Origin of the sequence: Paenibacillus sp. FSL M7-0420 (assembly GCF_038002345.1) — a bacterium.
In the GTDB taxonomy this organism is placed as follows: Bacteria; Bacillota; Bacilli; order Paenibacillales; family Paenibacillaceae; genus Paenibacillus_AQ.
On the sequence record NZ_JBBOCJ010000001.1, the window covers coordinates 929,561 to 953,965 of the forward strand.

General features: G+C 52.3%; 19 protein-coding genes and 1 pseudogene. 12 read left to right on the top strand and 8 right to left on the bottom strand.

Translation table 11 applies throughout. The annotated features are described in order from the left end of the window. The first annotated feature begins 1 nt into the window (after position 1). The 8 genes from MKX51_RS03925 (at position 2) to MKX51_RS03960 (ending at position 10,685) form a co-directional block, all read left to right on the top strand. Positions 2 to 5,692, top strand: a complete 5,691-nt coding sequence (locus MKX51_RS03925; RefSeq protein ID WP_340991270.1) for a dockerin type I domain-containing protein — start codon at positions 2 to 4, stop codon at positions 5,690 to 5,692. Continuing rightward, positions 5,689 to 7,302, top strand: a complete 1,614-nt coding sequence (locus MKX51_RS03930; protein ID WP_340991271.1) for an S-layer homology domain-containing protein — start codon at positions 5,689 to 5,691, stop codon at positions 7,300 to 7,302. The genes MKX51_RS03925 and MKX51_RS03930 overlap by 4 nt, the downstream gene beginning before the upstream one ends. A gap of 271 nt (positions 7,303 to 7,573) precedes the next feature. Further along, a complete protein-coding gene (locus MKX51_RS03935) occupies positions 7,574 to 7,828 on the top strand; it encodes a hypothetical protein (protein ID WP_340943708.1) in 255 nt (84 codons plus the stop codon). Then, positions 7,825 to 8,001 (top strand): hypothetical protein, encoded by a 177-nt coding sequence (locus MKX51_RS03940; protein ID WP_155991288.1) that lies wholly within the window; start codon positions 7,825 to 7,827, stop codon positions 7,999 to 8,001. Before MKX51_RS03935 ends, MKX51_RS03940 begins: the two co-directional genes overlap by 4 nt. Beyond that, the gene (locus MKX51_RS03945) at positions 7,988 to 8,350 is read left to right on the top strand and encodes a hypothetical protein (RefSeq protein ID WP_340943706.1); all 363 of its coding nucleotides are present in this window, start codon (positions 7,988 to 7,990) and stop codon (positions 8,348 to 8,350) included. Before MKX51_RS03940 ends, MKX51_RS03945 begins: the two co-directional genes overlap by 14 nt. Before the next feature lie 179 nt (positions 8,351 to 8,529). After that, positions 8,530 to 9,486 (top strand): peptide-methionine (S)-S-oxide reductase MsrA, encoded by a 957-nt coding sequence (msrA, locus tag MKX51_RS03950; RefSeq protein ID WP_340991272.1) that lies wholly within the window; start codon positions 8,530 to 8,532, stop codon positions 9,484 to 9,486. A gap of 73 nt (positions 9,487 to 9,559) precedes the next feature. Next, a complete protein-coding gene (locus tag MKX51_RS03955; protein WP_340943704.1) occupies positions 9,560 to 10,291 on the top strand; it encodes a ZIP family metal transporter in 732 nt (243 codons plus the stop codon). Positions 10,292 to 10,385: 94 nt separating this feature from the next. Beyond that, the gene (locus MKX51_RS03960; protein ID WP_340991273.1) at positions 10,386 to 10,685 is read left to right on the top strand and encodes a hypothetical protein; all 300 of its coding nucleotides are present in this window, start codon (positions 10,386 to 10,388) and stop codon (positions 10,683 to 10,685) included. Between the two features lie 91 nt (positions 10,686 to 10,776). On the opposite strand, the gene MKX51_RS03965 is transcribed toward MKX51_RS03960, so the two are convergent. The 3 genes from MKX51_RS03965 to MKX51_RS03975 all read right to left on the bottom strand — a co-directional run bounded on the left by MKX51_RS03965 (position 10,777) and on the right by MKX51_RS03975 (position 14,527). After that, the gene (locus MKX51_RS03965) at positions 10,777 to 11,685 is read right to left on the bottom strand and encodes an aldo/keto reductase (protein ID WP_340991274.1); all 909 of its coding nucleotides are present in this window, start codon (positions 11,683 to 11,685) and stop codon (positions 10,777 to 10,779) included. A gap of 914 nt (positions 11,686 to 12,599) precedes the next feature. Continuing rightward, entirely contained in the window at positions 12,600 to 13,589 is a 990-nt protein-coding gene (locus MKX51_RS03970) for an aldo/keto reductase (RefSeq protein ID WP_340991275.1), read from the bottom strand. Positions 13,590 to 13,684: 95 nt separating this feature from the next. Next, the gene (locus MKX51_RS03975) at positions 13,685 to 14,527 is read right to left on the bottom strand and encodes an AraC family transcriptional regulator (protein WP_340943698.1); all 843 of its coding nucleotides are present in this window, start codon (positions 14,525 to 14,527) and stop codon (positions 13,685 to 13,687) included. 443 nt (positions 14,528 to 14,970) lie between these two features. Here MKX51_RS03975 and MKX51_RS03980 point away from each other — a divergent pair. Further along, a pseudogene (locus MKX51_RS03980) lies at positions 14,971 to 15,501 on the top strand (general stress protein); the annotation flags it as partial. A gap of 549 nt (positions 15,502 to 16,050) precedes the next feature. Continuing rightward, the gene (locus MKX51_RS03985) at positions 16,051 to 16,650 is read left to right on the top strand and encodes a hypothetical protein (RefSeq protein WP_340991276.1); all 600 of its coding nucleotides are present in this window, start codon (positions 16,051 to 16,053) and stop codon (positions 16,648 to 16,650) included. Positions 16,651 to 16,752: 102 nt separating this feature from the next. Here MKX51_RS03985 and MKX51_RS03990 read toward each other — a convergent pair whose 3' ends face one another. Continuing rightward, the gene (locus tag MKX51_RS03990) at positions 16,753 to 17,697 is read right to left on the bottom strand and encodes a DMT family transporter (protein WP_340991277.1); all 945 of its coding nucleotides are present in this window, start codon (positions 17,695 to 17,697) and stop codon (positions 16,753 to 16,755) included. Between the two features lie 262 nt (positions 17,698 to 17,959). Here MKX51_RS03990 and MKX51_RS03995 point away from each other — a divergent pair, with 262 nt between their 5' ends. Both MKX51_RS03995 and MKX51_RS04000 read left to right on the top strand, forming a co-directional pair. Then, on the top strand, positions 17,960 to 19,384 hold the full coding sequence (locus tag MKX51_RS03995) for an aminotransferase-like domain-containing protein (RefSeq protein ID WP_340991278.1): 1,425 nt from the start codon (positions 17,960 to 17,962) through the stop codon (positions 19,382 to 19,384). A gap of 65 nt (positions 19,385 to 19,449) precedes the next feature. Then, positions 19,450 to 20,148 carry a hypothetical protein gene (locus MKX51_RS04000; protein ID WP_340991280.1) on the top strand — a complete coding sequence of 233 codons (699 nt, stop codon included), beginning with the start codon at positions 19,450 to 19,452 and terminating at the stop codon, positions 20,146 to 20,148. Between the two features lie 612 nt (positions 20,149 to 20,760). On the opposite strand, the gene cysC is transcribed toward MKX51_RS04000, so the two are convergent. The 4 genes from cysC to MKX51_RS04020 form a co-directional block, all read right to left on the bottom strand. Beyond that, positions 20,761 to 21,321, bottom strand: a complete 561-nt coding sequence (gene cysC, locus MKX51_RS04005; RefSeq protein WP_340991281.1) for an adenylyl-sulfate kinase — start codon at positions 21,319 to 21,321, stop codon at positions 20,761 to 20,763. Further along, complete coding sequence (locus MKX51_RS04010) at positions 21,321 to 22,190, bottom strand: STM4011 family radical SAM protein (RefSeq protein ID WP_340991282.1); 870 nt, start codon at positions 22,188 to 22,190, stop codon at positions 21,321 to 21,323. The genes cysC and MKX51_RS04010 overlap by 1 nt, the downstream gene beginning before the upstream one ends. After that, positions 22,187 to 23,545 (bottom strand): STM4012 family radical SAM protein, encoded by a 1,359-nt coding sequence (locus MKX51_RS04015; protein ID WP_340995495.1) that lies wholly within the window; start codon positions 23,543 to 23,545, stop codon positions 22,187 to 22,189. Before MKX51_RS04015 ends, MKX51_RS04010 begins: the two co-directional genes overlap by 4 nt. Before the next feature lie 72 nt (positions 23,546 to 23,617). Beyond that, positions 23,618 to 24,403, bottom strand: a complete 786-nt coding sequence (locus tag MKX51_RS04020; protein WP_340991283.1) for an STM4013/SEN3800 family hydrolase — start codon at positions 24,401 to 24,403, stop codon at positions 23,618 to 23,620. Between the last annotated feature and the right edge of the window lie 2 nt (positions 24,404 to 24,405).

Consider the following 24,405-nt stretch of genomic DNA (forward strand, 5'->3'; position numbering starts at 1 on the left):
AATGACGTTCTATAGAACAATGAAACGCAGCATAGCTGCAGCTATTATTCTACCCATGCTTTTCACCTTTGCAAGTTTCCCTGTTCATGCTGACAGCAGTAATGCGGATTATTCCATTGCGAACGAATTTATGAAATATTCAATTAATTCAAAAACGGGTGGCTTCTCCATCGAAACCATTGACGGTCATCCGCAAAAAGCGTTTGATAACAATCTTCCGCTTCTGTATAAGGAAGATGCGGCAAGGAGCAACGGAACATCCTTTACAACCGTCCGTATCGACGGAAAGGATTTTATTTTCGGTCAGGAATACGGCTGGTTCGGAATCGATACCAAGCTTCATGAACCTGTCGTTTCAGAGCAAAACAGGCTTTTAACCATTGCATGGGACATTAAGGGCTATACCATAACACAAAAGGTGTCCATTTCAATCGACCCTAACAATTCAAGGACGGGTAACATTGGTATCTCATATGATGTGAAAAATAACAATGCCACGGCCGGAACGGTGGGGATTCGGCTTCTTCTGGACAACGCGCTGGGTTCAGAGATCGACGCACCTTATGTGCTGGTTGACCCGTCGCAGCCGACAATCGTTGAAACCGAATATAGCGGTGACAACCTTCCGCAGCAAATTAGATATGTTGATTCTCTGTCCGCTTCGAGCAAGACGGCTTATGCCCTCTTGTCCGGCTGGAGCGGCAACAAGGATGTCAACGTTGATAAAGTGATTGTCGGACACTGGATTAATCTTGCAAACACCAGATACGAGTACACACCAAACCCCAGTGTTGACTTTACTAATTATTCCAACCGGTACTTGGTTCCTGACACGGCAACGGCCTATTATTGGAATGAAAAATCCATTGAGCCGGGTCAAGTCAGAATTTCTGAAATGCTCTATGGGATCGGCAGCTTTGCTGAACAAACCCAAAAGGAGCATGTATCCATAGGGATTCAAACCGGAAATGTATACTTAGCTAACGACAAAAAGGCTTATGAAAACAATGGTGTTTTTAAAGCAAATGTAGTCATTGACAATAGTGTCTCCGGAGCAAAAGAACTTATAGAACCCATTGTAAAGCTTAGCCTCGAAGAGGGGCTTGTGTTTGCAGCCACGAATACACGGGAATACACGGTGAAGATTTCGGGCGGTCTTAACATTGGAACGGTATTTAATATTCCGGATGTTGACATTATTGCAGAGACTCAGTCTATGATTACGTCAAAACGTCTGGTCGTTTCGCTAAACGCCACAGAAATTATTGATGCTAAGACCCATAAAGTGGTTGACTACAGTGCCAACACAAACATTTTGATTCCAGCAGTGGAAGGAAAGCTCCCGGAGGTTTCAATGAAGCATGTTTTCCCGGCGGCCGTTTATTATGAAGGCGACAAAAACCTTACCGTTTCTGGCGATATGAAGGTTTTGATGGAGGCCCTTTCGGGAAGTGACGGATGGAGTCTGTACCTTGTTGCATCCTCAAGCGTTGAGGCAGCTCTGATTGACAAAAGAAAAATAAGCTTTATTGATGAAGGCCAAACGCTTGCGTTCTCAACGAATCAGACGTTGGCGGTTGGAAAGTATGACATTGAATTCAGATTTACAAATCAACAGCTGATCGATGCCTTCGGTACCAAAATTAAAGCAGCAACTACAGTGGACGTTACCAGTAATTTAGCGGATAAAAGTGCAAGCTACGGTATTGTTTCGCTGGTCCGGTTCACAGATGCTGCAAACCACAGACAGTTATATGACTATATCAGTTTTACAAACGAAGACGTAATGAAGAAATTTATAGCCGGCGGCGTGAGCAAAGACGGCATTCTTCACAAAGGAATAGCCTTTAAAGAAGACGAAACAGAAATTCTGTTGACCCTTCGCGGAAAAATCAGACTTATGGATACAGGGACGGAAAAATATTACTCTGCCAGCCCGGCAGATGGCGACATTACCATCAACAGCATCTTGACCTATGACAGCACCGAAGCCCTTAAGATGACCGTTGACAGCAAGGGGGCCAAGCTGGAAGGCGATGGTACCGTCAAAGTGATCAACTCGATTAATATTTGGCATAATAAGTGGCATTTTGAAGCCAGCAATGGAACCAAATATACGCTGAACCGGGAGGCTGTTGCCGGGAAGACTGCTGAGGCCTTTGAACTTCAGCTCGGAGATGCCGGTTATATGCTGCAAAATATTGCAGGTTTTTTGATCAATATTAAATACGGTGTTATGACCCGGGACGACGATGATTTCGGAATTAGCTTTGGCGGAAGAATTTCAATGCCTTTAAAAGCTGCTGATCCATCGAAGGGTGAGGAGCATTATGATTATAAAGGCTCGCTCACAGCGGACGTTCAAGATGTTCTCTATGGAAGTAAAGACAGCGAGATTGGTTTTGTTGGCATTAACACAACACTCTCAGTAGCTCTGCCCAAAGATATATTAGGCCCGTTAGTAGGAAACGAAGCCGGTGTTAAAGCGGATATAACCATTAACACCATTGAAGATATTTATAGTATTGATGCCGGTGTTTCTGTTACCATGCTGGAAGTAGAAGGGTCATTGGCCCTCAAAAAGGTGCCTATTAACTCCGTGCCCAAAATGATGCTGGACAAGCTCACCTTCTTTTTGGCGCCATCCACAATGAAGGTTCCTGTGGTTGCACCTTATGTATTTATCACAGGCCTTGGCGGAGGAATCTCAAACCTTGCAGACACCGTTGCCGGAGAACCGGCAGGCGAACTTCCACCCCTTACCATCCATCTTCAAACAAGGCTATTAATTAATGCCATTATTGTAGGTGACTTTAAGCTGGATGCGAAGCTATCCGGTCTTGCCATAGAAGGCAGCGGCCACTTGGAGAAAGATGAAGAGGGAAGGCTGCTTAATATTCAAGCGGGAATGAATGTTCAATGGATCTCGCCGTTTCAGCTTAATGCCTTCGGCAGCATCAGTATTCATGCCGGAGCCATTCGTGGCGGGATCACGATTAAAATTACGGAAGATTATTTTTATGGTTATGTGTATGCAGGGCTGTTCATTCCAGACTCCATCCCGCTGCTCGGGGGCAAGGAGATCGCAGGCGTTGAGGCAGCCGTCTCCTCTGACTTTGTGGGTGCAAACTTTAAGGTCATTGGGGTGAAGCTGGGCTTTATCTATTATTGGAACGGTGACCTAAGCTTTGGCGGGTCCATCGACCTCTCTTCAAGAGGAGACGCCGTTCACTATGTTCACTCGGAAGCGCTGGACGAGAGCGGCAACCTTGTGCCTACCACCATGATCTATGGAACGAATATGAGAAGACTGAATACGGAGGCCGTCGCTAAGACAAGGGCCGGAAATGGGGTTACCAAAGAGATTAACCCGGCAACAAAGGATGCACTTCTCTTTGAAATTCCGCTTCGCGGTTTAATCAAGCCTTCTGCCTCAGAAATCAATGTCACCAATCCAAATGGCAAAAGATTGACCATGGTTGAAGACGATAACAAGGGCAACGGAAACTATCTTGTTCAATCTTTAGACGGCACGAATTATTTGTACATTTCAGTCACTGACCCCTCTCTGATTGTTGCGGGGAACTGGTCCGTTTCAGTTTCAACACCTGATGTTTATATAGACAGCTTTGCAGTAAACAGTGTTGACTATATGCCCGAGCTGACAGGAGTTAGTGCTTCTACCAGCACCAATACAAGCCGTGAACTTAACGTTTCCTGGACTACGGACAAGCAGGGCCAATATTCGGGTGCACTTAATGTCTATGTCACGAAGGACCCGTCCGTCATGAAAGCCATCGAATCTTCTAACATTCAAGATACTTCATCATTAATTAGTATCGGTAACCTGGAGTTAGATGAAATTGAATCAGGTTCTCATGTGTTCACGCTTCCTGAGTCCTTTCCTGAAGGGAAATATCACGTGGTTGCAATGCTTGTTAACCATCAAGGCGGAATGAGCAAGAAAATCACTGCCTCAACCTTCACTTTTACCAATCCATTGCTCCCTCAAAACCCTAAATCTGTGTCTGCGGTCTACAGCGGTGACGGATATGTGAAGGTTAGCATAACGGGAAGTGACGACACTGCAACACATTATCTTGTGGCGATCCAAGACGAGGATGGGGATGAGGTCGAGAATTCCTTTGGTCAATTTAAAGTGGGCAGTGACATCATCCTCAAACCATTAGAGAACCAAACCAACCGGCCTCTATTAGAGGAAGGCAAGACTTATTTTGTTAAAGTGCAGGCGGTTAGAATTGTGGAGTCTGCTCTTACACAGGCGGAATATTACCGTTCAACCGAATTTGCATCATCGCCAGGCTTTGTTATGCCTTCAACGGATAAGCCTCAGCTTGTAAGCGTTGAGACAAACATTGACAGATCACAGGATCTCTATTACTTAAACACTAACCAATTCAAGGCGACGTACACCTTCGACAGACCTGTGAAAATGACCTTAAATCTTAACACCGAAGATAAAAATACGCCTCAAGAATTTAAGAAGGTCTGGTCATTTGAAGAAAATCTTGAAGACGGCCAGCAACTGGTTGACTTCATAGCGGTTGCTGAAAACCGTGACACCCTCCAAGGCAGCCGCTCATCAGGGGCTATTGGATTTACTGTTGATACAAAAGCACCTGCGTTACTCCTTGATGAAGATGTTCAAACCAGCCTTGATAAGGAAAACGTTGATAACACTGTCAGCAATCAGGTTGTTTTTGTTGGCGCAGACTCAAGCTACAGCTTCCGTGGTCTAACAGATCCATCCGCAACATTAACGTTAGACGGCACTTCAGACGGAATTGTTATCAGTCCGGACGGAACCTTCGTTGTCAATCGTAAGGCCTCAAGCGAGGACCCGAACCAAACCCTGATGCTTACAGCGGTTGATGATGCCGGTAACGAAACGGTTGTTCCAGTGTATCTTGTGAATCGTGTTCTGTCAGAGTATGAAGGCATCAAGCTAATCTCTGACCTGGAGGGCTCCGAGGATCAGCCTGATTCGATTGAGCTTGGCATAGGCGGGGCAACGGCGCTTTCGGTTAAAGCTCTCCGCACAGTGGACGGTACCGTTCTAAAGGCAGAAGACGTTGTGTGGGACGTTCTGTATAATCAGAACATCATCAGACTTTCACAAAATGGGACCATTGAAGCATTAGCTCCAGGCGAAACGGCCATCAAGGTTAGTTACAGACTGTCTGCTTTTGAAGGCCAGAACGGGAAGACGGTCTATAAAGAACTGTCAGACGTAATCAAAATTCATGTAAAAGATTATGGTTACCGTTATGAGGTTCGTCAGACACAAGGGTTCTCGTTGTACGCCATATACACTGAAATGAACATGGGCAAGGCAACGGTTGTGATTGGCGGCAACAAACAAACTCTGTTATATGACAATCTCAAGAAAGCCTATATTGGTGCTTCAAAGGAGATTGTCACAGGCGAGCAATTAACAGCCAAGCTTGGTTTTGAACCAACGGTGAAATCTCCTGTTCTTCTGCGAGGAGATACCGATGGTAGCGGTGCGATTGATAAAGTCGATGTTTTGGCAACATTGAACGCTATTTTAGACAATGTTTACAACGGCTTTAGTTCAGTAGAAAATTGGATGAGAGCTGATACCAACGGTGACGGCGTTGTTGACATTGTAGATGCGCAGCTCACCCTAATGGAGGCACTTCAAAGATGATCAAATACTTAAAAGTTATTTTGTGCATCATGCTTCTAGGGGCTGTTCTACCATCCTATGCCTACGGCGCAAATGATGCGGCAGACCTTAGTTATCGTGTGGGCATCACCGTAACGGACAGCTCGGGTTCCCCGAAATCATCATTTGAAGTCGGGGAAAAAATACTGGTTAAGCTTAGTCTTGCCTATACTGGTGCCGGAAGGGCACCGGTATATGGCTTTCAGGGAAAGCTGCAGTTTGATTCTTATGTACTGGAAAATACCGGTGTGAAGATGGAAAAGGACATTTCAATGAAAGTTTCCGATGGTGCCATCAACTATGTTTATCTGGATATGACCGCGAAAGGAACAGAGGATGCCATACTGAAAAATATCGGAACGGCTGTATTTCAAGCTAAAAATAGCGGCACGTTCAGCCTTTCTTCAAGCGGCTTCATTCTAACCAACAAAGATGCGACACACCGGTATATTGAACCGGTTGAAGCTGTGCCAATCATTGTGGGCGATGGAGTAAAGGATGCCTCAAAATCTCTGTTATATGAAAACATTGTTGCTGCAAAAGCTTTACTTGCTTCAGTGACGATTGCGGATAATCCCAAAAACATCTATTACCCGGATCATTGGTATCCAACCAAATCCGCGCAAACATTGAGAGCTGTGATTGCCGAGGCTGAGGCTGTTTTTAATAACAAGGACGCGCTGGCTTCGGAAATCTCTGAGGCTATCGAAAAGCTTAGCAAGGGCGTTTCCGATTTCGAAAACTCCAAAATTACCGGTCCGAAACGTTGGGCTGCTCCGGCCGGCAATACCACAGCCGATAGCACCGCAGTGGATCTTTACTATTCCGTTAAAGCTTCGGTTAAAGGCGGAAATGGCAAAATTGCCGAGGGCTTTGAAGTCCAAACCATTCGTGCAACAACCTCTGCCACCATCCGAATGATTCCGGATGAAGGGTTTGAAACCGAATATATCTTTGTCAACGGTGAGAAATTTATAGGCCATGACATTTACACCATTCCAGAGGTTAGCCGTGACACCCTTGTGGTTGTTACCTTTGCGAGAAAAACTCCTTTTACAGATATAGCACATGACGATTGGTTCTATTCTTCTGTAAGGTATGTGTACAACAAGGGACTATTCACGGGAACCTCTGAAACGGAATTCTCACCCTCCGGGAAGATGAGCCGTGCCATGCTGGCCACTGTAATCTATCGTATGGAGAATAAACCGGATGTTACATTTGTGAGTGTATTCTCTGATGTTCTAAGTGGCCGCTGGTATTCAAATCCGGTGATTTGGGCCAATCAAAAGAACATTGTTAACGGGTATGATAAGGGTAAATTCGCTCCCAATGAGGCCATCACCCGTGAGCAAATTGCTGTTATGCTGCATAGATACGCAAAGGTTAAAGGTGTTGGCCTTCAAGCTAAAAATTCAAGCCTGAGCTTCAAAGATGCCAATCAAATTTCAGGCTATGCCAAAGAGTCCGTTGCTTGGGCTGTGTCCAAGGGCATTATGAAGGGCAACACGGATTTAACTATCAATCCTTCGGGTCTTGCTACCCGAGCGGAGGTTGCCACGATGCTCGAAAGGTTTAATGAGCTGAATTGAAATTTAAATGAATACAAACGAATACAAACCAAGCTGACTTAGAGTTTTTCTTTGTCAGTTTGGTTTTCTTTATGTGAACTTTAATGAAGCTGCGGGGGCGCCGGGTCCTCCGTTTTTTTTTGCTGCACAACCCAATCAGAATGGCTATTGCTAGAGTAGATTAGCTTGAGGGTGATTCTGTTAGAGTGGCGGCAATGGACTGCGCCAAAAATGTGGACAGGGGTAAAGGCGCGAATCCGTTCCGATTACATTAGGAAATGGGGGGATACAGATGGATTTCAGTGCATTGACTGGCCTTTTCGTGGATAACAACGGTTCGGTCGTGCTGAATGTTCTGTTATCTACTGCCTTGATCTGGAGTGTTAAGCAAATTGCGAATAAAGAGAAAGTGATTCAGAATTATCAGAAACGGGATGAGGAGAATGAGAAGCAGCTTAGCGAATATAACCGTACGCTCGTGAAGCTGCTGATCGAGAGAGGAACCGCGGAGAAAAAACCTAATGATGAGGGGGTCGTCAACAAGTGAAGCTCCTCGATATCTTTCGCAAGCACGAGCTGAAGCCCAGCCGGGTCAAACGGGAAATTGAGACCCTGGGCCAAATTCAGGAGGCGTATGAATCCAATGATCTAGAGAGGCTTATTGATCTGCACCGTACGGGCTTAGGCAGAAGGGGAGATGATCTGCATGGACATTATTGACTTGATCCTGATTACACTGGAAATGATAGCCTTGATCGCTTTTACCGCGTATGTTATCCGTTACAGCAGGTATTTTATGGGACGAGGCCCCTTGCGTACGTATAATTTATATCTCCGCAGTGTGTGGATAACTTACGGAGCGGTAGCGCTGCTATGTCTCAATCTGCTCTGGGGCAGGCTGAACATTATTCTCGGGCTGAACCTGTCCGGCAGCTTATCCGATATCCTGCGGGAGTATGTGCTGGTGCTGACCCTGGTAATGCTTGTATTCGCAGGCTTGATGCACAAAGAGTTATGGGACAGCAACCATAGGCACAAGCCCCGCCGTGAGCGCAAGAAACTGAAGTAGTAGGCCCCACTGCGCATCATTTCCCCTCGTACACTAGTCCTCCGCCACGTTCATCTCTCTCAATATGAAAAAGCACCAGCTCCAGCTGAAACAGCTGGCTCTAACCATCGCCCTGTCCGTTTTGGAGAAGCGGGATATTCAGATATAATAGGGGAAAAGCATGCAGGGAGGCGGTCTGTTTGACTTCGAATGATACGCTGCAGCTGGCGACCTTCGCCGGCGGCTGCTTCTGGTGTATGGTCAAGCCGTTTGACGAGCTGCCGGGCATCGTCTCGGTAGTGTCAGGTTATACAGGCGGGCACACGGAGAATCCGACTTATGAAGAGGTAGGGTCGGAAGCTACCGGGCACCGGGAGGCGGTGCAGATTGTCTATGATCCGGAGCTGTTCCCGTATGAACGGCTGCTGGAGATCTATTGGCAGCTGATCGATCCGACGGATGACGGCGGGCAGTTCATGGACCGGGGGCATTCTTACGCTCCGGCGATCTTCGTTCACAATGAAGAGCAGCGGAAGCTGGCGGAGCTGTCGAAGGAGAGGCTGAAGGCCAGCAAGCGCTTCAAGGCGCCGATTGTGACGCCCATCCTGCCGGCTGCGCCGTTCTATCCGGCGGAAGCGGAGCATCAGCAGTATTACCGGACCCATCCGCTGGATTATAAGCTGTATCAGAAGGGCTCGGGCCGTGACGACTTCACAGCGCTGCACTGGAACAGCCGTGAGGATAAGAAGCGGCTGCGGGGGCAGCTTACAGAGCTGCAATATGAGGTCACCCAGAACAAAGGCGCGGAGCCTGCCTACCAGAATGCGTATTGGGACCACTTCGAGGAAGGCCTCTATACGGATGTGATCAGCGGTGATCCGCTGTTCAGCTCGGCAGACAAATTCGACTCCGGGACAGGCTGGCCCAGCTTCACGGGTCCGGTGGAAGAGGGGATAATCCGGCGGGAAGCCGATTACAGCGGCGGACAGGTGCGGACCGTGCTGCGCAGCAGGTTAAGCGGAGCTTATCTGGGGTATTTAACCTTTGACGGCCCGGAGCCGGCGAAGCAGCATTATCATATCTATTCTGCCGCCCTTCAGTTCGTCCCCAAGGCAGAGCTTGAAGACAGAGGGCTGGGTCGGTATGTGAGACTCTGAACTATGGGTCTATTTATAGCTGCCTTGAGCATATGCTGAATCTATAGTCCTGTCCACAAAAGGGGTTGAAGATTTGGCGGGTGCACTTTTAGGCAGCTTTTTGTCTGCCATGGCAACGGTGCTGGGCGTTATTCCTATTCTGTTCGTAAGGCGGCTGTCCGAGCTGTGGAAGGATGTGCTGGTGGCCTTCACGGCCGGGATCATGGTCTCTGCAAGCACCTTCGGGCTGATGCCGCAGGCAATCAGAGAATCGGGTATTACTGCGCTGACACTGGGGCTGATTACCGGCGTATTGCTGCTCGATCTGATCGAGAGTCATATTCCGCATATCGATGTGGAGAATAAGCCCGGCCTCAGCAATCTGGATTCCAAAGCGCTGCTCGTCATGATTGCGCTGTTCATTCATAACATCCCCGAAGGGCTTAGCACAGGCTTCAGCTATGCCAGCGAGCAGACAAGCCTCGGCCCGATGGTGGCGATTGCGATTGGCGCGCAGAATATGCCGGAAGGGCTGATTCTGGCAATCTTCCTCATGAATGCCCGCGCCAGCCGGCGTAAGGCGTTGACGATAGCAGCGTTGACCGGTCTGATGGAGATGGTGTCGGCTGTGATCGGGTATTTTACAGCCAGCTATGTACAGAATGTGGTTGGATACGGGCTGGCATTCGCAGCCGGGGCAATGCTCTTCATCGTGTATAAGGAGCTGATCCCGGAGAGCCATGGCCACGGCTTTGAACGGCCCTCGACGTATTCATTTATCTTCGGGCTGCTGGCGATGGTCTATATTACGCAGTTTTTTGGCTAGGCTGCTTCAGCGGCAGTGTCATTTGCATCTGCCTGCCGCAGCTGCTATGCTATAACGCAATCCCCGGTTCCTATGGAGAAGGAGTGATAACAGGATGGTTAGACTGGAATGGGAAGCTGCATTATCCTTCGTATTATTGATTGCTTCATACCTGTGTTTATACGCGGCTATTCAGAAGCGGACGAATTTCGCCCGCTACAGCATGACGGTTCTCCTGATAGCCAGCGGAGCGCCGCTGGCCGTGATGCTGATTCTGGAGAGCAGAAGAGAAGCGCTGGATGCCAATATCGGGCTGGGCATGGCGTTCCTGCTAACCTGGCTCATTACTGCAGTGGTATTTGTGGCTGCATTGATTACGTGGATAGTTAAGGCAAGGAATCGCGCTCATAGGTAGACAATAAGAAGCCAAGCAAAATAAGAAGCTGTCCAGAGACTGTAATGCCTACAGTTTCCGTACAGCTTCTTCTGTTAGCCGTAAGGTCGCTCTACACGTGCAGAGTATACCGTCCTGCCTTGCTGGAATCCCGTACAGCTTCAAGCTCCAGTGCAGAGAGCGGCTGCGAGCGGGCAGCCGCCATATTCTGCCGCAGCTGCTCCAGGCTGCTGGCCCCCGGGATCACGGCGGCTACCGCCGGATCGGCCAGCGGATATTGCAGCGCGGTCTGCGTCAGCGTCCGGGTAAGGGTGGTCTGGCTCATCAGCTGCTCATGCAGGGACGTGAGCTCGGCCTCCGTATAGTCCAGGTATGCCCGCTGTGCCTTGCTGCGGCCATGATCGGTCAGAATGCCGCTAGCCAGCGGCCCCCGCGCAATCAGGCTGATGCCTGCGCGGCCCAGCAGCGGAAGAATGCTCTCCTCCGGGCGTCTGTCGAGAATGCTATACTGGCTCATCACGCTGACGATGCCGGAGCGCTGCACATATTCCCTGATCACATTCGGCCGGATGGAGGAGATGCCGTAATGCCGGATAACCCCTTCCCGCTTCAGCTCCTCGAAGGCTTCAATCGTCTCATCGATATCATCCTCCAGCGTTCCTCCGTGCAGCTGATACAGGTCAATATAATCGGTCTGCAGCCTGCGCAGGCTCTCCTTCACAGCGGAGCGGATATAGGCCTTGGAGGCATCCCAGCTCCAGCCTTCCTTGCCGGGAATTCTGCGGTTGCCCACCTTGGTCGCCAGGATCACATCGGCGCGGCGGTGCCGGATGGCCTGACCGACAATCTCCTCATTGCGGCCCTCATCGTAGAGGTCGGCGGTATCCAGGAAGTTGATTCCGCGTTCGAGCGCTTCGTGGATAATGGCGGTGGCCTGCGCTTCCTCTGTCCCCAGCGACATGCAGCCAAGCCCCATGGCACTTACATGTAAATCGGATTGCCCCAATCGGTTAGTCTTCATCGGATGTCCTTTCGTTACGCAGTGATAGTTATTGATGGTTACGAATGAGTTCATTATAGCATTCAGGCACACCGTAAGCACTCGGGCAGGACTGCTTCAAGATTCAACGGGTACAGCATCAGGTTTAAATTAGTGAAAACCGTTTGTTGCAGCGCCCCGAGTAGCTTACCTACTCATAGGCGATAGGCTTAATTGTATTTTGTACAACTAAAACGCCTGGTTTGCTCCCCAGTATACGTTTAGCTGTATTTCGTACACTTAAAATCCCCGCTTTCCCGAGTTTCCACCCGTTGGGGCAGATTTAGTTGTACAGATTACAGCTATAAGGGGCAAGCCTTCTTTTTCGCTTTTTTTAAGTGTACATTCTGCAACTATCCCTGAATGTCTACTTGGAACTACACGCCATAAAGCACTGATTAGTTGAAGCTCTCCCGCCAACCCAATGTTCTATTGCACCAAATAACCAACTGATTGTATTTCCTGCAATGGAAACCTCATATTTTGCTGTGAAATGGGATTCTACTGTATTTCGTACAGCAGAAAGTTGCATTTCAGGTGAAAAATAGCCATTGCTCGAGATTCAACTGTACAGAATACAATAGAGCCTAGGTGATAGCCATTTTTAGAGAATTCTATGGTACAAAATGCAATTGCTATTGTTCTAGCTAGCACAGCATCAGATGTTTAGCTACAGGAATGAAGCATTCGCGTGATAAGATCTGATCATTGTCATATTCACAAGATTAGCTCTGATGATGTACTAGTTAGGGAGATCTGTACAAAAAAAGAACCCTGCACCACCGCGAGCGGTGGGCAGGGTTGCCGTCATATCTGTGATCTAGGATCTGTAATCTATAATCTGTGATCTGGTATCTGTGATCTGTAGGTTCGGCAGGTGCAGTATCCGCCCCGGCTTATCCGCGCAGAATTGTCTCAATCTGCTCCAGCTCTTCCGCGCTTAGCTCAGGCGCATTCAGTGAAGCTACGGCATCCTCGATCTGGCTGATCTTGCTTGCCCCGATCAGTGCAGAGGTCACCTTGCCGCCGCGCAGCACCCACGATAAGGCGAGCTGGGACATCTTCTGTCCGCGTGCAGCCGCAATCTCGTTCAGCTTGCCAACCTTGGCAAGCACCTCAGGCGTGAGCTCCTTCTTCGAGAGGAAGACACTCGGACCGGCTGCGCGGGAATCAGCTGCGATGCCGTTCAGGTAGCGGTCGGTCAGAATCCCCTTTTGCAGCGGGGAGAAGGCGATGGTGCCGATGCCCTCTTCCTCCAGCACATCCTGCAGGCCGTCCTCAATCCAGCGCGACATCATTGAATAGTTCGGCTGATGGATCAAGCACGGCGTGCCTAGGCGGCGGAGAATCTGCGCGGCTTCACGCGCTTCCTCCGGTCTGTAGTTCGAGATGCCGACGTACAGCGCCTTACCCTGGCGTACCAGCAGGTCGAGGGCAGACATGGTTTCTTCCAGCGGCGTATTCGGATCTGGACGGTGGTGGTAGTAGATGTCTACATAATCTAGCCCCATCCGCTTCAGGCTCTGATCCAGACTGGAGACGAGATACTTCTTGGAGCCCCATTCACCGTAAGGGCCGGGCCACATATAGTATCCTGCTTTGCTGGAGATGATCAATTCATCGCGGTAAGGGGCAAGATCCTTCTTCAGCATCTGCCCGAAGCTCTCTTCGGCAGAGCCGGCGGGCGGACCGTAGTTATTAGCGAGGTCGAAGTGGGTGATTCCTAAGTCAAACGCCCGGCGGACCATAGCGCGGCCGTTCTCGAAGACATCATTGCCTCCGAAATTATGCCACAGCCCGAGGGAGATGGCCGGCAGCAGCAGGCCGCTGCGTCCGGTGCGGTTATATTTCATCGTGTCATAGCGTTCAGGATTGGCGATATACATATTGGATTCCTCCTAAGTTTAAGTTGTGCGGGACTTCATACCTCCCTAATTGTAGCGGATAAACGCTTTCAATCGTATGTCAGCAAGGATGATTTTTATAGCACAATGTCCGTATCTGCATGGCGGAGCCGGTATTCTTTGGGCGAGCAGCCCTTCACCTTCTTGAACATCCGGGAAAAGAGCAAAGCATCCTGATACCCCACGGATTGCGAGATCTCCCCGATGGTGCAGCCGGTCTCTGTCAGCAGCTCGCAGGCTTTGGACATACGGAATTGGAGCAGATATTGCTGCGGCGGCAAGCCGACCGTCCGCTTGAACAGCGCCGACATATATTTGCGGTCCAGCTTCAGGGAAGCGGACAGACTCTCCATCGTCACATTCTCGGCGTAGTGGGCTTGAAGGTAATGCAGGCACTGCTCGACATAGACACTTCTGCTGCGCGGAGCCGGGCTGTCGGCAGCCGGGACCTTGCGAAGCAGCAGGGCGAAGAACTCATAGAGCATCACCTTCAGCGGCAGGTCCAGCAGCGCTCCGCTGCTCCCCGTCTTAGATAACCTGGCAGACAGCGAGGGCATCAGCTCCTGATCCATCGGGAACACCGGCTGCTCCGGGGTAAGCGAAGTTCGTGACAACAGATAGGCCGCCTCCTCCCCGGTAAAAGCAATCCAGGAATACAGCCAAGGATCATCCTGATCTGCGGCATAATGTGTTACCACATGCGGATAAGTGAGGAAAGCCTGCCCTGCGTTCAATGTATGGGTGGCTTCACCGACGGTTACCTTGCCGGTTCCGGCGTGAATGAAGTGGACTTTGTACAGGTTGCGTACTCCGGGTCCGAATGAATGACCGGGTGCGCACTGCTCCTGGCCCCAGTAATGCAGATACAGGTCAGGATTGGCCCGGTGGGGCCGATGGGCGTTATATTTGAATACAGTCATGCTTGCAGCCTCATTTCCTATAAGGATGATGGCACTCCTAATGAACATATAACTCTAGTATACCTCAGAAGGAGGAGGACCGGACAACCGCAAATAGTCCCAGCCCGGGGAGGGGAGGGACTGAGAGTATGAGGCTGAAGGCAGACTGGCTGGTGCTGCTGGGAATCAGGCTTCCATTTTGAGCATAGAGTATAGTCTCTTTTGGATTAATAACTGCCATGAACCGGAGAATTCAGTGTAATCTAAGCTGACCTCAACCCACTGAATTTGTGGAAAATGTGTCCGGCGGGCAAATTCCTGTTTCATAAATTTTTTTGCGGAACCCGGCTTAAGATTGAAAGTTACCAGTTTCGCGGAGAAGGGTTTGGTTAAGTAAGGGATGTGAAAGTAAAGCGAGAGTTAAACCATTAACAACCTAAATCAGCTACCAGGAGGGAATCGTTATGAATAAGAAAATTGTAGGTGTGTTCCATACCGAGCATGAAGCATCACGGGCCATTGAAGACTTGAAGGCGCACGGCTTTCTGACAGAGGATATCTCAGTGATAGCAAGAAATAAACGCGATGTGGAAGCGATCAATGATGAGACGGGGACCAAGGTGCCGGAGGGCTTGGCTACGGGCGCAGCAACAGGCGGTCTACTCGGCGGTGTGACCGGACTGCTGGCAGGCATCGGTGCGCTGGCAATCCCGGGAATCGGGCCGATTATCGCAGCGGGGCCGATTGCAGCCACCCTGACAGGAGTAGCCGTAGGAGCAGGAACGGGCGGTCTGGTCGGCGGTCTGATCGGGCTGGGGATTCCGGAGGATGAAGCCGCCAGCTATGACAACTATGTGGACGAAGGCCGCATTCTGGTTATGGTGGATGCAGATATTGCGCGCGAAAAGGATGTGTACACTGTATTCCGCAACCATAACTCGGCGAATGCTGACCGCTATATGAGGAGTGCCGGTACTGCGGATACGGCTGCTGATATGAATGCTCCACGGGACTCCGTGACAGACGCAGTGGATGCGGCGTTCAATGGCTCAGGTCTGGAAGGCCGGCATGATACGGGGCTGGATACGATGAATTCGGCTACGGAGCATGACCTCCCGGAGCGAAGCGCAGTGGAGGATATGAAGCGGCCGGGAATGACAGGGGATCTGTATTCCGGCACGCGTAACGGTATCGACAAGATGCCGGATCATACTGCGGAACGCAGGCTCCAGGATGAGGAGGATCGGCTGGCACAGGAAGCCGCCAGGCACGAGGGGGCACGGCCTGGCAGTGCCGGTGGAGTACGGGCGGAGGACCGTGAGGAATTGCTGAGACGGCCCCGGCCGTAGCGATTTCAAGTGGGCTTCCATCTAGGGAGGCTCATCCAAGCGTCAATAAGAAGGGTTTCCCGAAGTCCCGACGGACTTCAGGGGGAGCCCTTTTTGCGTGGATATGTTAAGGGAAAGGGGAGTGGGGCAGGAATAGGGTATATATTGTATAGGTGAAATTTATCTGGAAAACGGATGAAAAGGAGGTGTTTACTTGTGCGGAAATCATTTGTCCTGTTCATGGGCGGATTATTCGTTCTGATGCTAGTGACCAGTGGATGCAGCAAGGATAGGCCTAAATACGCTGAGTTGTTCTCACAGGTTGAGAAGCACCGGGCTGTATTCAAGCAGCCGCTTGAAGAAGGGCTTGCTGTCCTGGGGATGAAGGATGCTGCACAAGTGTACGACACAACCTTAGGTACACTGATGCTGGACGAAAAACTGACCGTCAATCAAAAGGAATTCGTCCAGCAGATGACGGCAGATGTCACAAACGGTAAGATCACCGGTTACCGGATCGGGACGGTTCTTCCCAGATCGGACAGCGGGTATGAGGATGCGAGAGAGCTGGTACGTGCTTTCCTGAACCAATACAAACCAGGAGATGAGGCAGAGGCTGACAAAGTAGAGGAATCACTCCAGTCGATTGACGGGATGACCTTCCCATTGAAGCCGCTGACTGGAGCAGTAGAAGAATCCTGGACGCACGGCGAGGGTGATGACAAGTTGTTCATCACCTATAGAATGGCAAATAGCCTCGATAGCGATAAAGAATTGCCGCTGAATTTGTATTTCAGCTCAGAAGAGAAGCTATAGACGCCCGTTGGCGTGAAGCCCGTAAAGATAACAGAACAGCCTTTATCCCTTTAGGTCGGGGTACAGGCTGTTTGTGTTTGGGGAGAAGCGCAGCAGTTACTCCTAAACCAGGGGTTCAACGCTTGCTTTTGGAAGAACGGGCATTACCGGTTTAGGCTTGAAGAACAACTGCTTTAGTGCGCCGGCATTCACAAGGATGGTTCCGAATATAATCGTGAACACGCCAAGCAGCGTTACCCAGGTGACTGCTTCGTTATAGAACAGGAAGCCTACCCCAACGGCAATCGGCGGCGAGATGTACAGCCAGGTGGACGGAAAAACCGGATTCGTCTTGGAGACGAGCCAATAGAACAGCGTATGTCCGACCATGGAGCCGACAACGGTCAGGTAGAGCAGGGAACCTGCGGTTTTAAATGACAACAGGAAGGACGGGTGCAGCGGCTCAGTGAACAGGGAGATGATGAACAGCAGCGCCCCGCCGTACATCATCTGGGCAGCGTTCAGAGCGACGGGGGACTCGGCGGAGAAGGTGATGGTTACTTTTTTGGAATAGATCGCCCCCGCCGCGTAGCAGAGTTCCCCAATCAGCACCACCACACAGCCGATCAGCCAGAGCGGGGTAACGTCAGCCGCCAGGCTGGGCAGCACCAGCAGCAGGACTCCGGTGAACCCGATGATACAGCCGAGCAGGGAGTAGGCGGGAGCTTTTTGGCGCAGGAAAACCGTCTGCATCAGCAGAATCATCATCGGTCCGGTGGCTGATAATACGGCAGCAAGCCCGGAGGATACATATTGTTCCGCCCAGTAGAGCGCGGCGAAGGTGCCGAAGGTAAGGGCTGCTCCTGTGAGCAGCATTTCCTTGCGCAGCAGCAGGGAGAAGCGGGCTTTGCCTCTAAGAACCATGAACAGGAACAGCACCGCACCCGCCACGAAAAAACGCAGACCCGCAGAGAAGAAGGGCGGCGCTCCGGCGTCTACGCCGATTTTGATGGCCAGGAAGGTAGTGCCGAAGATCAGACAGACAAGTGAATAAGCTAACAGAATCATGGTTCAGTTCCCCTTTGCGGTGGTGATGTGCCACCCTCTTACAAGATTTCAGTTAATCATAGCCTCATAGGCACAGAACAGATTGGAGATAGTAGAACAGTTGCGGGAGGGAATGCTGTACAATAAGGGCAAAGAGAAGTTAGCGGCTGGGCGTGCGCGGATATGTAGAAGTCGGCAAGCGTCAGAGGGAGCTGTGTCGAGTGAATATTGAGAATTGGAACGGGGGCGACCCCGGTACATGTTGCAGAAAGGCGGCAGGTTGATGAAAAAAATAGCGGGTGCCGGGCAGAATAATCCCTTATTCCGCCAAGTCTATGAGTTCATGCTGAACCGGATGGAGCGGGGGGAGTGGAGGGCCGATGATAAACTGCCTTCGATCCGGCTGCTGGCGGAGGAGCTGGGGGTTCACCGGCTGACCGTGTTCAAGGCCTACCGGGCGCTGACCGAGAGCGGCAAGCTGTATGTCAAAGACAAATCCGGTTATTATGTGGCCCCGGGCAGCAGGCTGAACCCTCCGCCGGACGAAGGCTCGGCAGTGCCTGGATATATGGTCAGGAGCCCGATGTCCGATATTCAGCGGCTGCCGGTCACGTACCAGTTCTCCCAAGCGTTGATTGATCCGGGCCTGCTGCCGAACCTGTTCCTGTCCGATTATGTCAAAAAAGTATTCGATCTCTACCCGAAGGTCATGGGCACCTACTCCACCGTGGAAGGGGATGAAGAGCTGCGTGTTACGCTGAGCAGCCATTTCGAGGAGCGGTATAGGCTCCAGCTGTCGGCCCGCGAGCTGCTGATTACTTCAGGCGCACAACAGGCCATCAATCTGATTGCCGGGATCATGCTTGGTCCGATGGATGCTGTGCTGGTGGAGCGGCCTACTTATAGTGTGGCGCTGGATATTTTTCGGCGGGCAGGAGCGCGGCTGGTAGCTGTGGATATCTCGCCGCAGGGCTATGACCTGGCGGCGGTGGAGGAGCTGATGCGTAAGAATAAGCCGCGGATGTTCTACATCAACCCGACCCATCATAACCCGACGGGGTATACAATTCCGGCGAAGCAGCGCAAGCTGCTGGTGGAGCTTGCGGAGCGCTACCGCTGCCTGCTCGTGGAGGATGATCCGTTCCGTGACATGTACTTTGGGGAAGAGCCGCCCCCGCCGTTCTTCGCCTATGATACGGAGGGCTGGGTGATGTATATTAGCAGCTACAGCAAATATGTGGCCCCCGGCCTACGGATCTGTGCGGTGGCCTGCCGTTATCCGTTTATGGAGCGGCTGATCGCCGCCAAGTCCTTGGCGGATAACGGGACGCCTCTGCTGAATCAGAAGATTTTTCTGCATTATTATACCTCGCCGCGCTTACAGCAGCATCTCGGCAAGCTGCGGATTGCCCTTCAGGTGCACAAGGAGATTATGGAGGAGGAGCTCACGGCCACCGGCTGGGAATGGACAACTCCGCAAGGCGGGCTTAATCTGTGGGTCAAGCTGCCGGACAGTATTCCGGTAGCTAAGCTGCTGGCCCGTTGCCTGGAGCAATCCATCTCCTTCGTTCCCGGTGAGCTCTGCGATCCGCTGGGGGAGATGAAGTCCTGGCTGCGTCTCAGCTACTCGTTCGCCAGTGAAGCCTTGCTGCGCGAGGGAATGCAGCGGCTCACCGCCATTGCGCGGGAGATTGAGGCGGGGGAATAGATGGCGGGCGTGTGTAACCTTTCTCTGGAAATTTCCGTCTGAGGGTTATGAGGAGCGTGATATTGATGGTAACGAGAAGGAAAATGCGGGGCGCCTGTCTGATGACTCTCTGTACGCTGATTGTCTTCATGACGCTGCTGACTGTGCGCCCGCAGGTAACCTATGCCTGTTCTTGTGTAGTGTCTCCTTCACCGCTGGAAGCAATGGAGCAGAGTGCAGCTGTTTTTGAAGGAACAGTAGTTTCGATTAAAGAGGAAGTTAAGCCGATGCAGTCCAGTATGGACCCGGTGTCAGTAACCTTTCAAGTAGGTTCCCGCTGGAAGGGTGAATTGGGGGAGAAGGTTACTGTAACTACGGCATCGTCGGGGGCGAGCTGCGGCTTCGAGTTCACCAAGGGGGAACGCTACATCGTGTATGCAGGCGGAGAGGAAACAGCGGGTGAGGGAGGAACAACTAAGCTTACAGCCAGCTTGTGCAGCCGGACCGCATTGTTCTCTGGTGCCGAGGAGGACCTGAATGAGCTAGGCGCTGGAATGTCAGGGGGCTCGCCCACGGAGCCGCCCGGAATCGCTGATGATCAAGGGGCGGCCTCTGGTAACCATCCAACATCAGATAATCCTCCTGTTACTGAAAATAACTCAACATACGAGCCTAAAACCACATCGGCACCTTGGCTGCCATACGCTGGAGCAGGTATCGGTATAGTAGTCCTTGGAGCCGCCGCAGTGATTCTCCTGAGCCGCCAATCTAACTCGCGCAAATAATCCGGAGTACTTGCAGTAACTCCTGAATGAAGCGAACGCGGGCCCGCGATGAGCATAGGAAGGGCAGAAGTACACCTGAATATGCCGGATGCGCACTAAACGAGCGAATAGGGTGCACTAGTGCCCCTGAATGCAGCGGACTCGGGCGAAAGGAGCGAATGGGGTGCACTAGTGCACCTGAATGCAGCGGACTCGGGCGAAAGGAGCGAATGAGGAGCATTAGTGCACCTGAATGCAGCGGATGCGCGCGAAAGGAGCGAATGAGGAGCATTAGTGCACCTGAATGCAGCAGATGCGCGCTAAACGAGCAAATGAGGTGCACTAGTGCGCTTGAATTCCCCGGATGCGGGCAAAAGGAGCGAATGAGGAGCATTAGTGCACCTGAATTCAGCATACGCGCGCGAAACGAGCGAATGAGGAGCATTAGTGCGCTTGAATTCCCCGGATGCGGGCAAAAGGAGCGAATGAGGAGCATTAGTGCACCTGAATTCAGCATACGCACGCGAAACGAGCGAAGGAGGTGCACCAGTGCACCTGAATGCAGCAGACTCGCGCTAAATAAACAAAGGAGGGGCATTAATGCCCCTCCTTATTCGTTATGCTCCTATTCCATCAGAGCCGATAAAGCCGATGCTCTGTGAGCCAGCTGATCAGCTCTTCCATGCACTGCTCCGGTCTGTGCTCCGCTGTGTGCAGCGTCAGCTCCGGGTCAGCCGGGGCTTCATAAGGATCGGAGATCCCGGTGAAGGCCGGGAGCTCACCGGAGCGGGCCTTGGCGTACAGCCCTTTGACATCCCGCGCTTCGCAGACGGGAAGCGGGCAGTCCACATAGACCTCGACGAAGCCCGGCAATTCCTGCCGGGCATAGCTGCGCATCTCAGCATAAGGACTGATTACCGAGACCACGGTAATCACGCCATGCCGGTTCAGCATCCCGGCGAGGTAGACCGCCCGGCGGATGTTCTCGAACCGGTCCTCGCGGCTGAAGCCGAGTCCACGGCCCAGGCTGCGCCGCAGTTCATCGCCGTCCAGCCATTCCACTGCCTGGCCCTGCTCCCGGAGCCGGTCTGTGAGCAGCGCGGCAAGCGTAGACTTGCCCGCCCCGGACAGACCTGTAAGCCATATCGTTAATCCGGCAGAGGGCTTGTGTGCTTGTAGCTTACCAGTAGTCATTACTCTGTCCTCCCTGCGCCGTAAGGAATCCGCTCCAGCAGGCCGGAGCCGTAGATCTGCTCCAGGCCCAGCTCCGGCATATGAATATAGCCGATGTAGCAGTCGCAGACCTTCATGCGGCAGCTACGCTGGGCCGCCAGCCCTTCCAGTCCGTCGCGGTAGAGGTTGCCGATGACCGCACGGTCCTTGTAGCAGCGCTTCACCAGGCCGGGGCCCTGCACGTAGAATACGCTGCTTCCGGCATTACAGCTGGCGCCGAGGCTGTCGTAGTCCATCGCATTAATCTGGAAATGCGGGTCTATCCCGCTCAGGAAGCTTATATCCTCCGCTGTATAATAATCCCGCTTGTCCTTGTAGGCATTCACCCACAGATAGACGTCCTCCGGCAGGGCCGCACGCAGCGAGGCGATAGCCGGGAAGGCACTATGAACCCCCACACTGCCTACGCTAAAAGGAATCCCCCGGGCGTATACACTCATGCACTGCGCCAGGAACCGCTCCTCACTGACCTGACCCGGATGATAGGTTGCCCAGAAGGCTGCCTTGGCCGGGTTCAGTTCAGCAGTGAAATCAAGCCGGGCGGACAGATTGGTCTGGATGGCGACCTTGTCCACATGCTCCAGATTGGAGAGCGTAACAAGCGCCTCCCGGTACCAGCGGTGCGTCAAGCCTTCGCCATACGGATTGAAAAAGATAGACAGGCGATGGCCTGCGGTCCCCTGCTCCGCTACCCAGCGGACAAAGGTCTCAAGACCGGCGCGGTCTTTGGCGAGGGTGGCGGCGCTGTCTTTGGTTTTGCCGAAGGGGCAGTACGGACAGTCATAGTTACAGGAGGAGAGGGAGCCCCGGTAGTAGAGGACTGCCTTCATGGCAGGATGAACTCCTGCATCTGCTCGCGGATCTCACCGGAGATGAACCAGTCACCGATGGAATCGGAGTAGCCCAGCCCATCTGGAGTCAGCCGCAGAATGCCCTCATCATCCGTGGCGAACCCGCTCTGTACCAAGAGGCCAAGCTCAGGGTGATCCTCCCATAGCTTAGTCCCGAACCGCTGGTTATAGTCGGCAATCGTCAGTCCTTCGCTGTGCAGGATGGCTTTTAGAATGAACCGCCGTTTCTGTTCGGCGAGGCTAAGCACGATGCCATAATCGGCTGTATCATAACGCTCTGCTGCAACATAATCCGCAATGATGCTCTCCGTGGCCTTGCGGCTGACGCCATAGCGGGAGGCATAATGAACATTCCGGGTATAGGAACGCGCGCCGCAGCCGAGGCCGACCATCCCTTCCTCCTGGCAGCTGTAGTCGAGAATATTCTTGCCGGTCCCGGCATCCTCCTTGGCGAATCTGCGCATCGAGAATTGCCGGTAGCCACGCTCTGCCAGTACTGCACGTGCTGCTTCATAGCATTCGTGGCGGATATCCAGCTGGTTCACCAGGTCGCCCGGTTTCACAATCGTATGCTCACGGGTGTAGAGCGGATAGAGGAAGATTTCCTCCGGTTCATGCAGCAGCGCCTGGTTCAGCGAATAGAGCCAGGAGTCCACCGTCTGCCCCGGGAGTCCGTAGATCAAGTCCAGATTGAGGATAGGAAAATCAAACTGCCCCAGCAGCTCCAGCGCACGGTAGACCACCTCGGGGTCCTGCGGGCGGTAGATCGCAGCCGACTCGTCGGCTACGAAGCTCTGGATGCCCATACTGACGCGGTCCACGGTATGCTCCTTCAGAATCGTCAGCTTCTCCTCTGTCAGCGTTTCGGGTGAGGTCTCCACGGAGATAGAGGTGGTTCTAAGATCAACCCCCATGATATCCGTTGCAATCCTGAACAGCCGGTTCAGCTGTGCGGGAGCCAGAAGGCTGGGCGTTCCGCCGCCGATCGCGAAGCGCGCATAAGGCTTGTGCTTGGTGAAGACCGCCCATTCCCTCGCCTGCCGCTCCAGTGCGTCAACGTATTCGGCGTGCACATTCGCTCTTTTATCAGGCAGCGTGAACAGATTGCAGAAGCCGCAGCGCGCGCCGCAGAACGGAATATGCATATATAAGAACAAACTCTCCGCAGGCTCATCCCGCCACAGCTCCTCTAACGAAACAGGCGGATCAAGCTCGCGGTAAGCAGTTTTGTGCGGATAGGAATAGAGATAATTGCGGTAGGGATGGGCTGTGATCTGCTCCGTCCATTGCTGAAGCTCCCCAGCGGAGAAGGGAGGGTGTCCGTCTTGGTTCATATGATGAAGAGATTGCCGGATGGACGTCATACGTTCTCCTTCCTTGTGCGGGATCGAATTTCAGTTCAATGCTTATAAAATAAATTCCCGGTACGGAACATTCCATACCGTGTCATGCGCCAGCCGGTGGCCTTGGTAGCCGTCCTCTCCGTAAGCCGTACCGTGATCGGAAAAAGCCAGACAGAACACCGGATTGCCCCGCTTACGGAACGCATCGAACAGACGCCCCAGCTCCCCGTCGGCATAACGCAGCGCTGCGCGCTGGCTGTCCACCGAATCCTTGCGCGCACCCGGCAGGAACATATGGTTCGGGCCATGGATCGCCGAGACATTCATGAACAGGAACAGCCGCTGGTCCTGCGGGGTGTTGCCGAGCAGCTTGAGCGCATGGTTCACCTGATGCTCCGTCGAGCGCGGGTTCGTGACCCCGAAGGTCATCCGCCAGTAGCTCTGCTGGAAATAACCGGGGAGGACGCGGGCGAGGGGCACTTTTTTGCTGAAAAAGATTACGCCCCCGATACACACCGTCTGATAACCCGCCGCTGCCAGCCCCGACACCATATCCGGTGTATCGAACAGCCAGGTATGGGGGTGGGTCTTCAGCCCGGTATTCCTGGAATGGAACAGCCGCACATGCTCAGCCTTATTTGTGTTCGCCGGAGTGGGCAGGAAGCCGCCAAAGAAAGCGTGATGGGCCGCATACGTGAAGCTGCCGGGGGTATGCCGCTTCTCCCAGGAGCCGCTGCCGCACAGATTGGGGCAATTCGCCTCCTCCAGCACAGCCGCATCGTAACGCAGAGTATCGAGTGTGATCATTAAGATATCGTGGGTGCCGACGATGGTATTCATATCGGTCATGG

Excerpts from the sequence above, each read along its gene's own strand:
- MKX51_RS03960 (WP_340991273.1), top strand. The coding sequence starts at position 10,386 with ATGGTTAGACTGGAATGGGAAGCTGCATTATCCTTCGTATTATTGATT.
- MKX51_RS04010 (WP_340991282.1), bottom strand. The coding sequence starts at position 22,190 with ATGAAGGCAGTCCTCTACTACCGGGGCTCCCTCTCCTCCTGTAACTAT.
- MKX51_RS03990 (WP_340991277.1), bottom strand. The coding sequence starts at position 17,697 with ATGATTCTGTTAGCTTATTCACTTGTCTGTCTGATCTTCGGCACTACC.
- MKX51_RS03970 (WP_340991275.1), bottom strand. The coding sequence starts at position 13,589 with ATGTATATCGCCAATCCTGAACGCTATGACACGATGAAATATAACCGC.
- MKX51_RS03995 (WP_340991278.1), top strand. The coding sequence starts at position 17,960 with ATGAAAAAAATAGCGGGTGCCGGGCAGAATAATCCCTTATTCCGCCAA.
- MKX51_RS03945 (WP_340943706.1), top strand. The coding sequence starts at position 7,988 with ATGGACATTATTGACTTGATCCTGATTACACTGGAAATGATAGCCTTG.
- MKX51_RS03930 (WP_340991271.1), top strand. The coding sequence starts at position 5,689 with ATGATCAAATACTTAAAAGTTATTTTGTGCATCATGCTTCTAGGGGCT.
- MKX51_RS03935 (WP_340943708.1), top strand. The coding sequence starts at position 7,574 with ATGGATTTCAGTGCATTGACTGGCCTTTTCGTGGATAACAACGGTTCG.
- MKX51_RS04000 (WP_340991280.1), top strand. The coding sequence starts at position 19,450 with ATGGTAACGAGAAGGAAAATGCGGGGCGCCTGTCTGATGACTCTCTGT.
- MKX51_RS03925 (WP_340991270.1), top strand. The coding sequence starts at position 2 with ATGACGTTCTATAGAACAATGAAACGCAGCATAGCTGCAGCTATTATT.
- MKX51_RS04020 (WP_340991283.1), bottom strand. The coding sequence starts at position 24,403 with ATGACCGATATGAATACCATCGTCGGCACCCACGATATCTTAATGATC.
- cysC (WP_340991281.1), bottom strand. The coding sequence starts at position 21,321 with ATGACTACTGGTAAGCTACAAGCACACAAGCCCTCTGCCGGATTAACG.
- MKX51_RS03975 (WP_340943698.1), bottom strand. The coding sequence starts at position 14,527 with ATGACTGTATTCAAATATAACGCCCATCGGCCCCACCGGGCCAATCCT.
- MKX51_RS03965 (WP_340991274.1), bottom strand. The coding sequence starts at position 11,685 with ATGAAGACTAACCGATTGGGGCAATCCGATTTACATGTAAGTGCCATG.
- MKX51_RS04015 (WP_340995495.1), bottom strand. The coding sequence starts at position 23,545 with ATGAACCAAGACGGACACCCTCCCTTCTCCGCTGGGGAGCTTCAGCAA.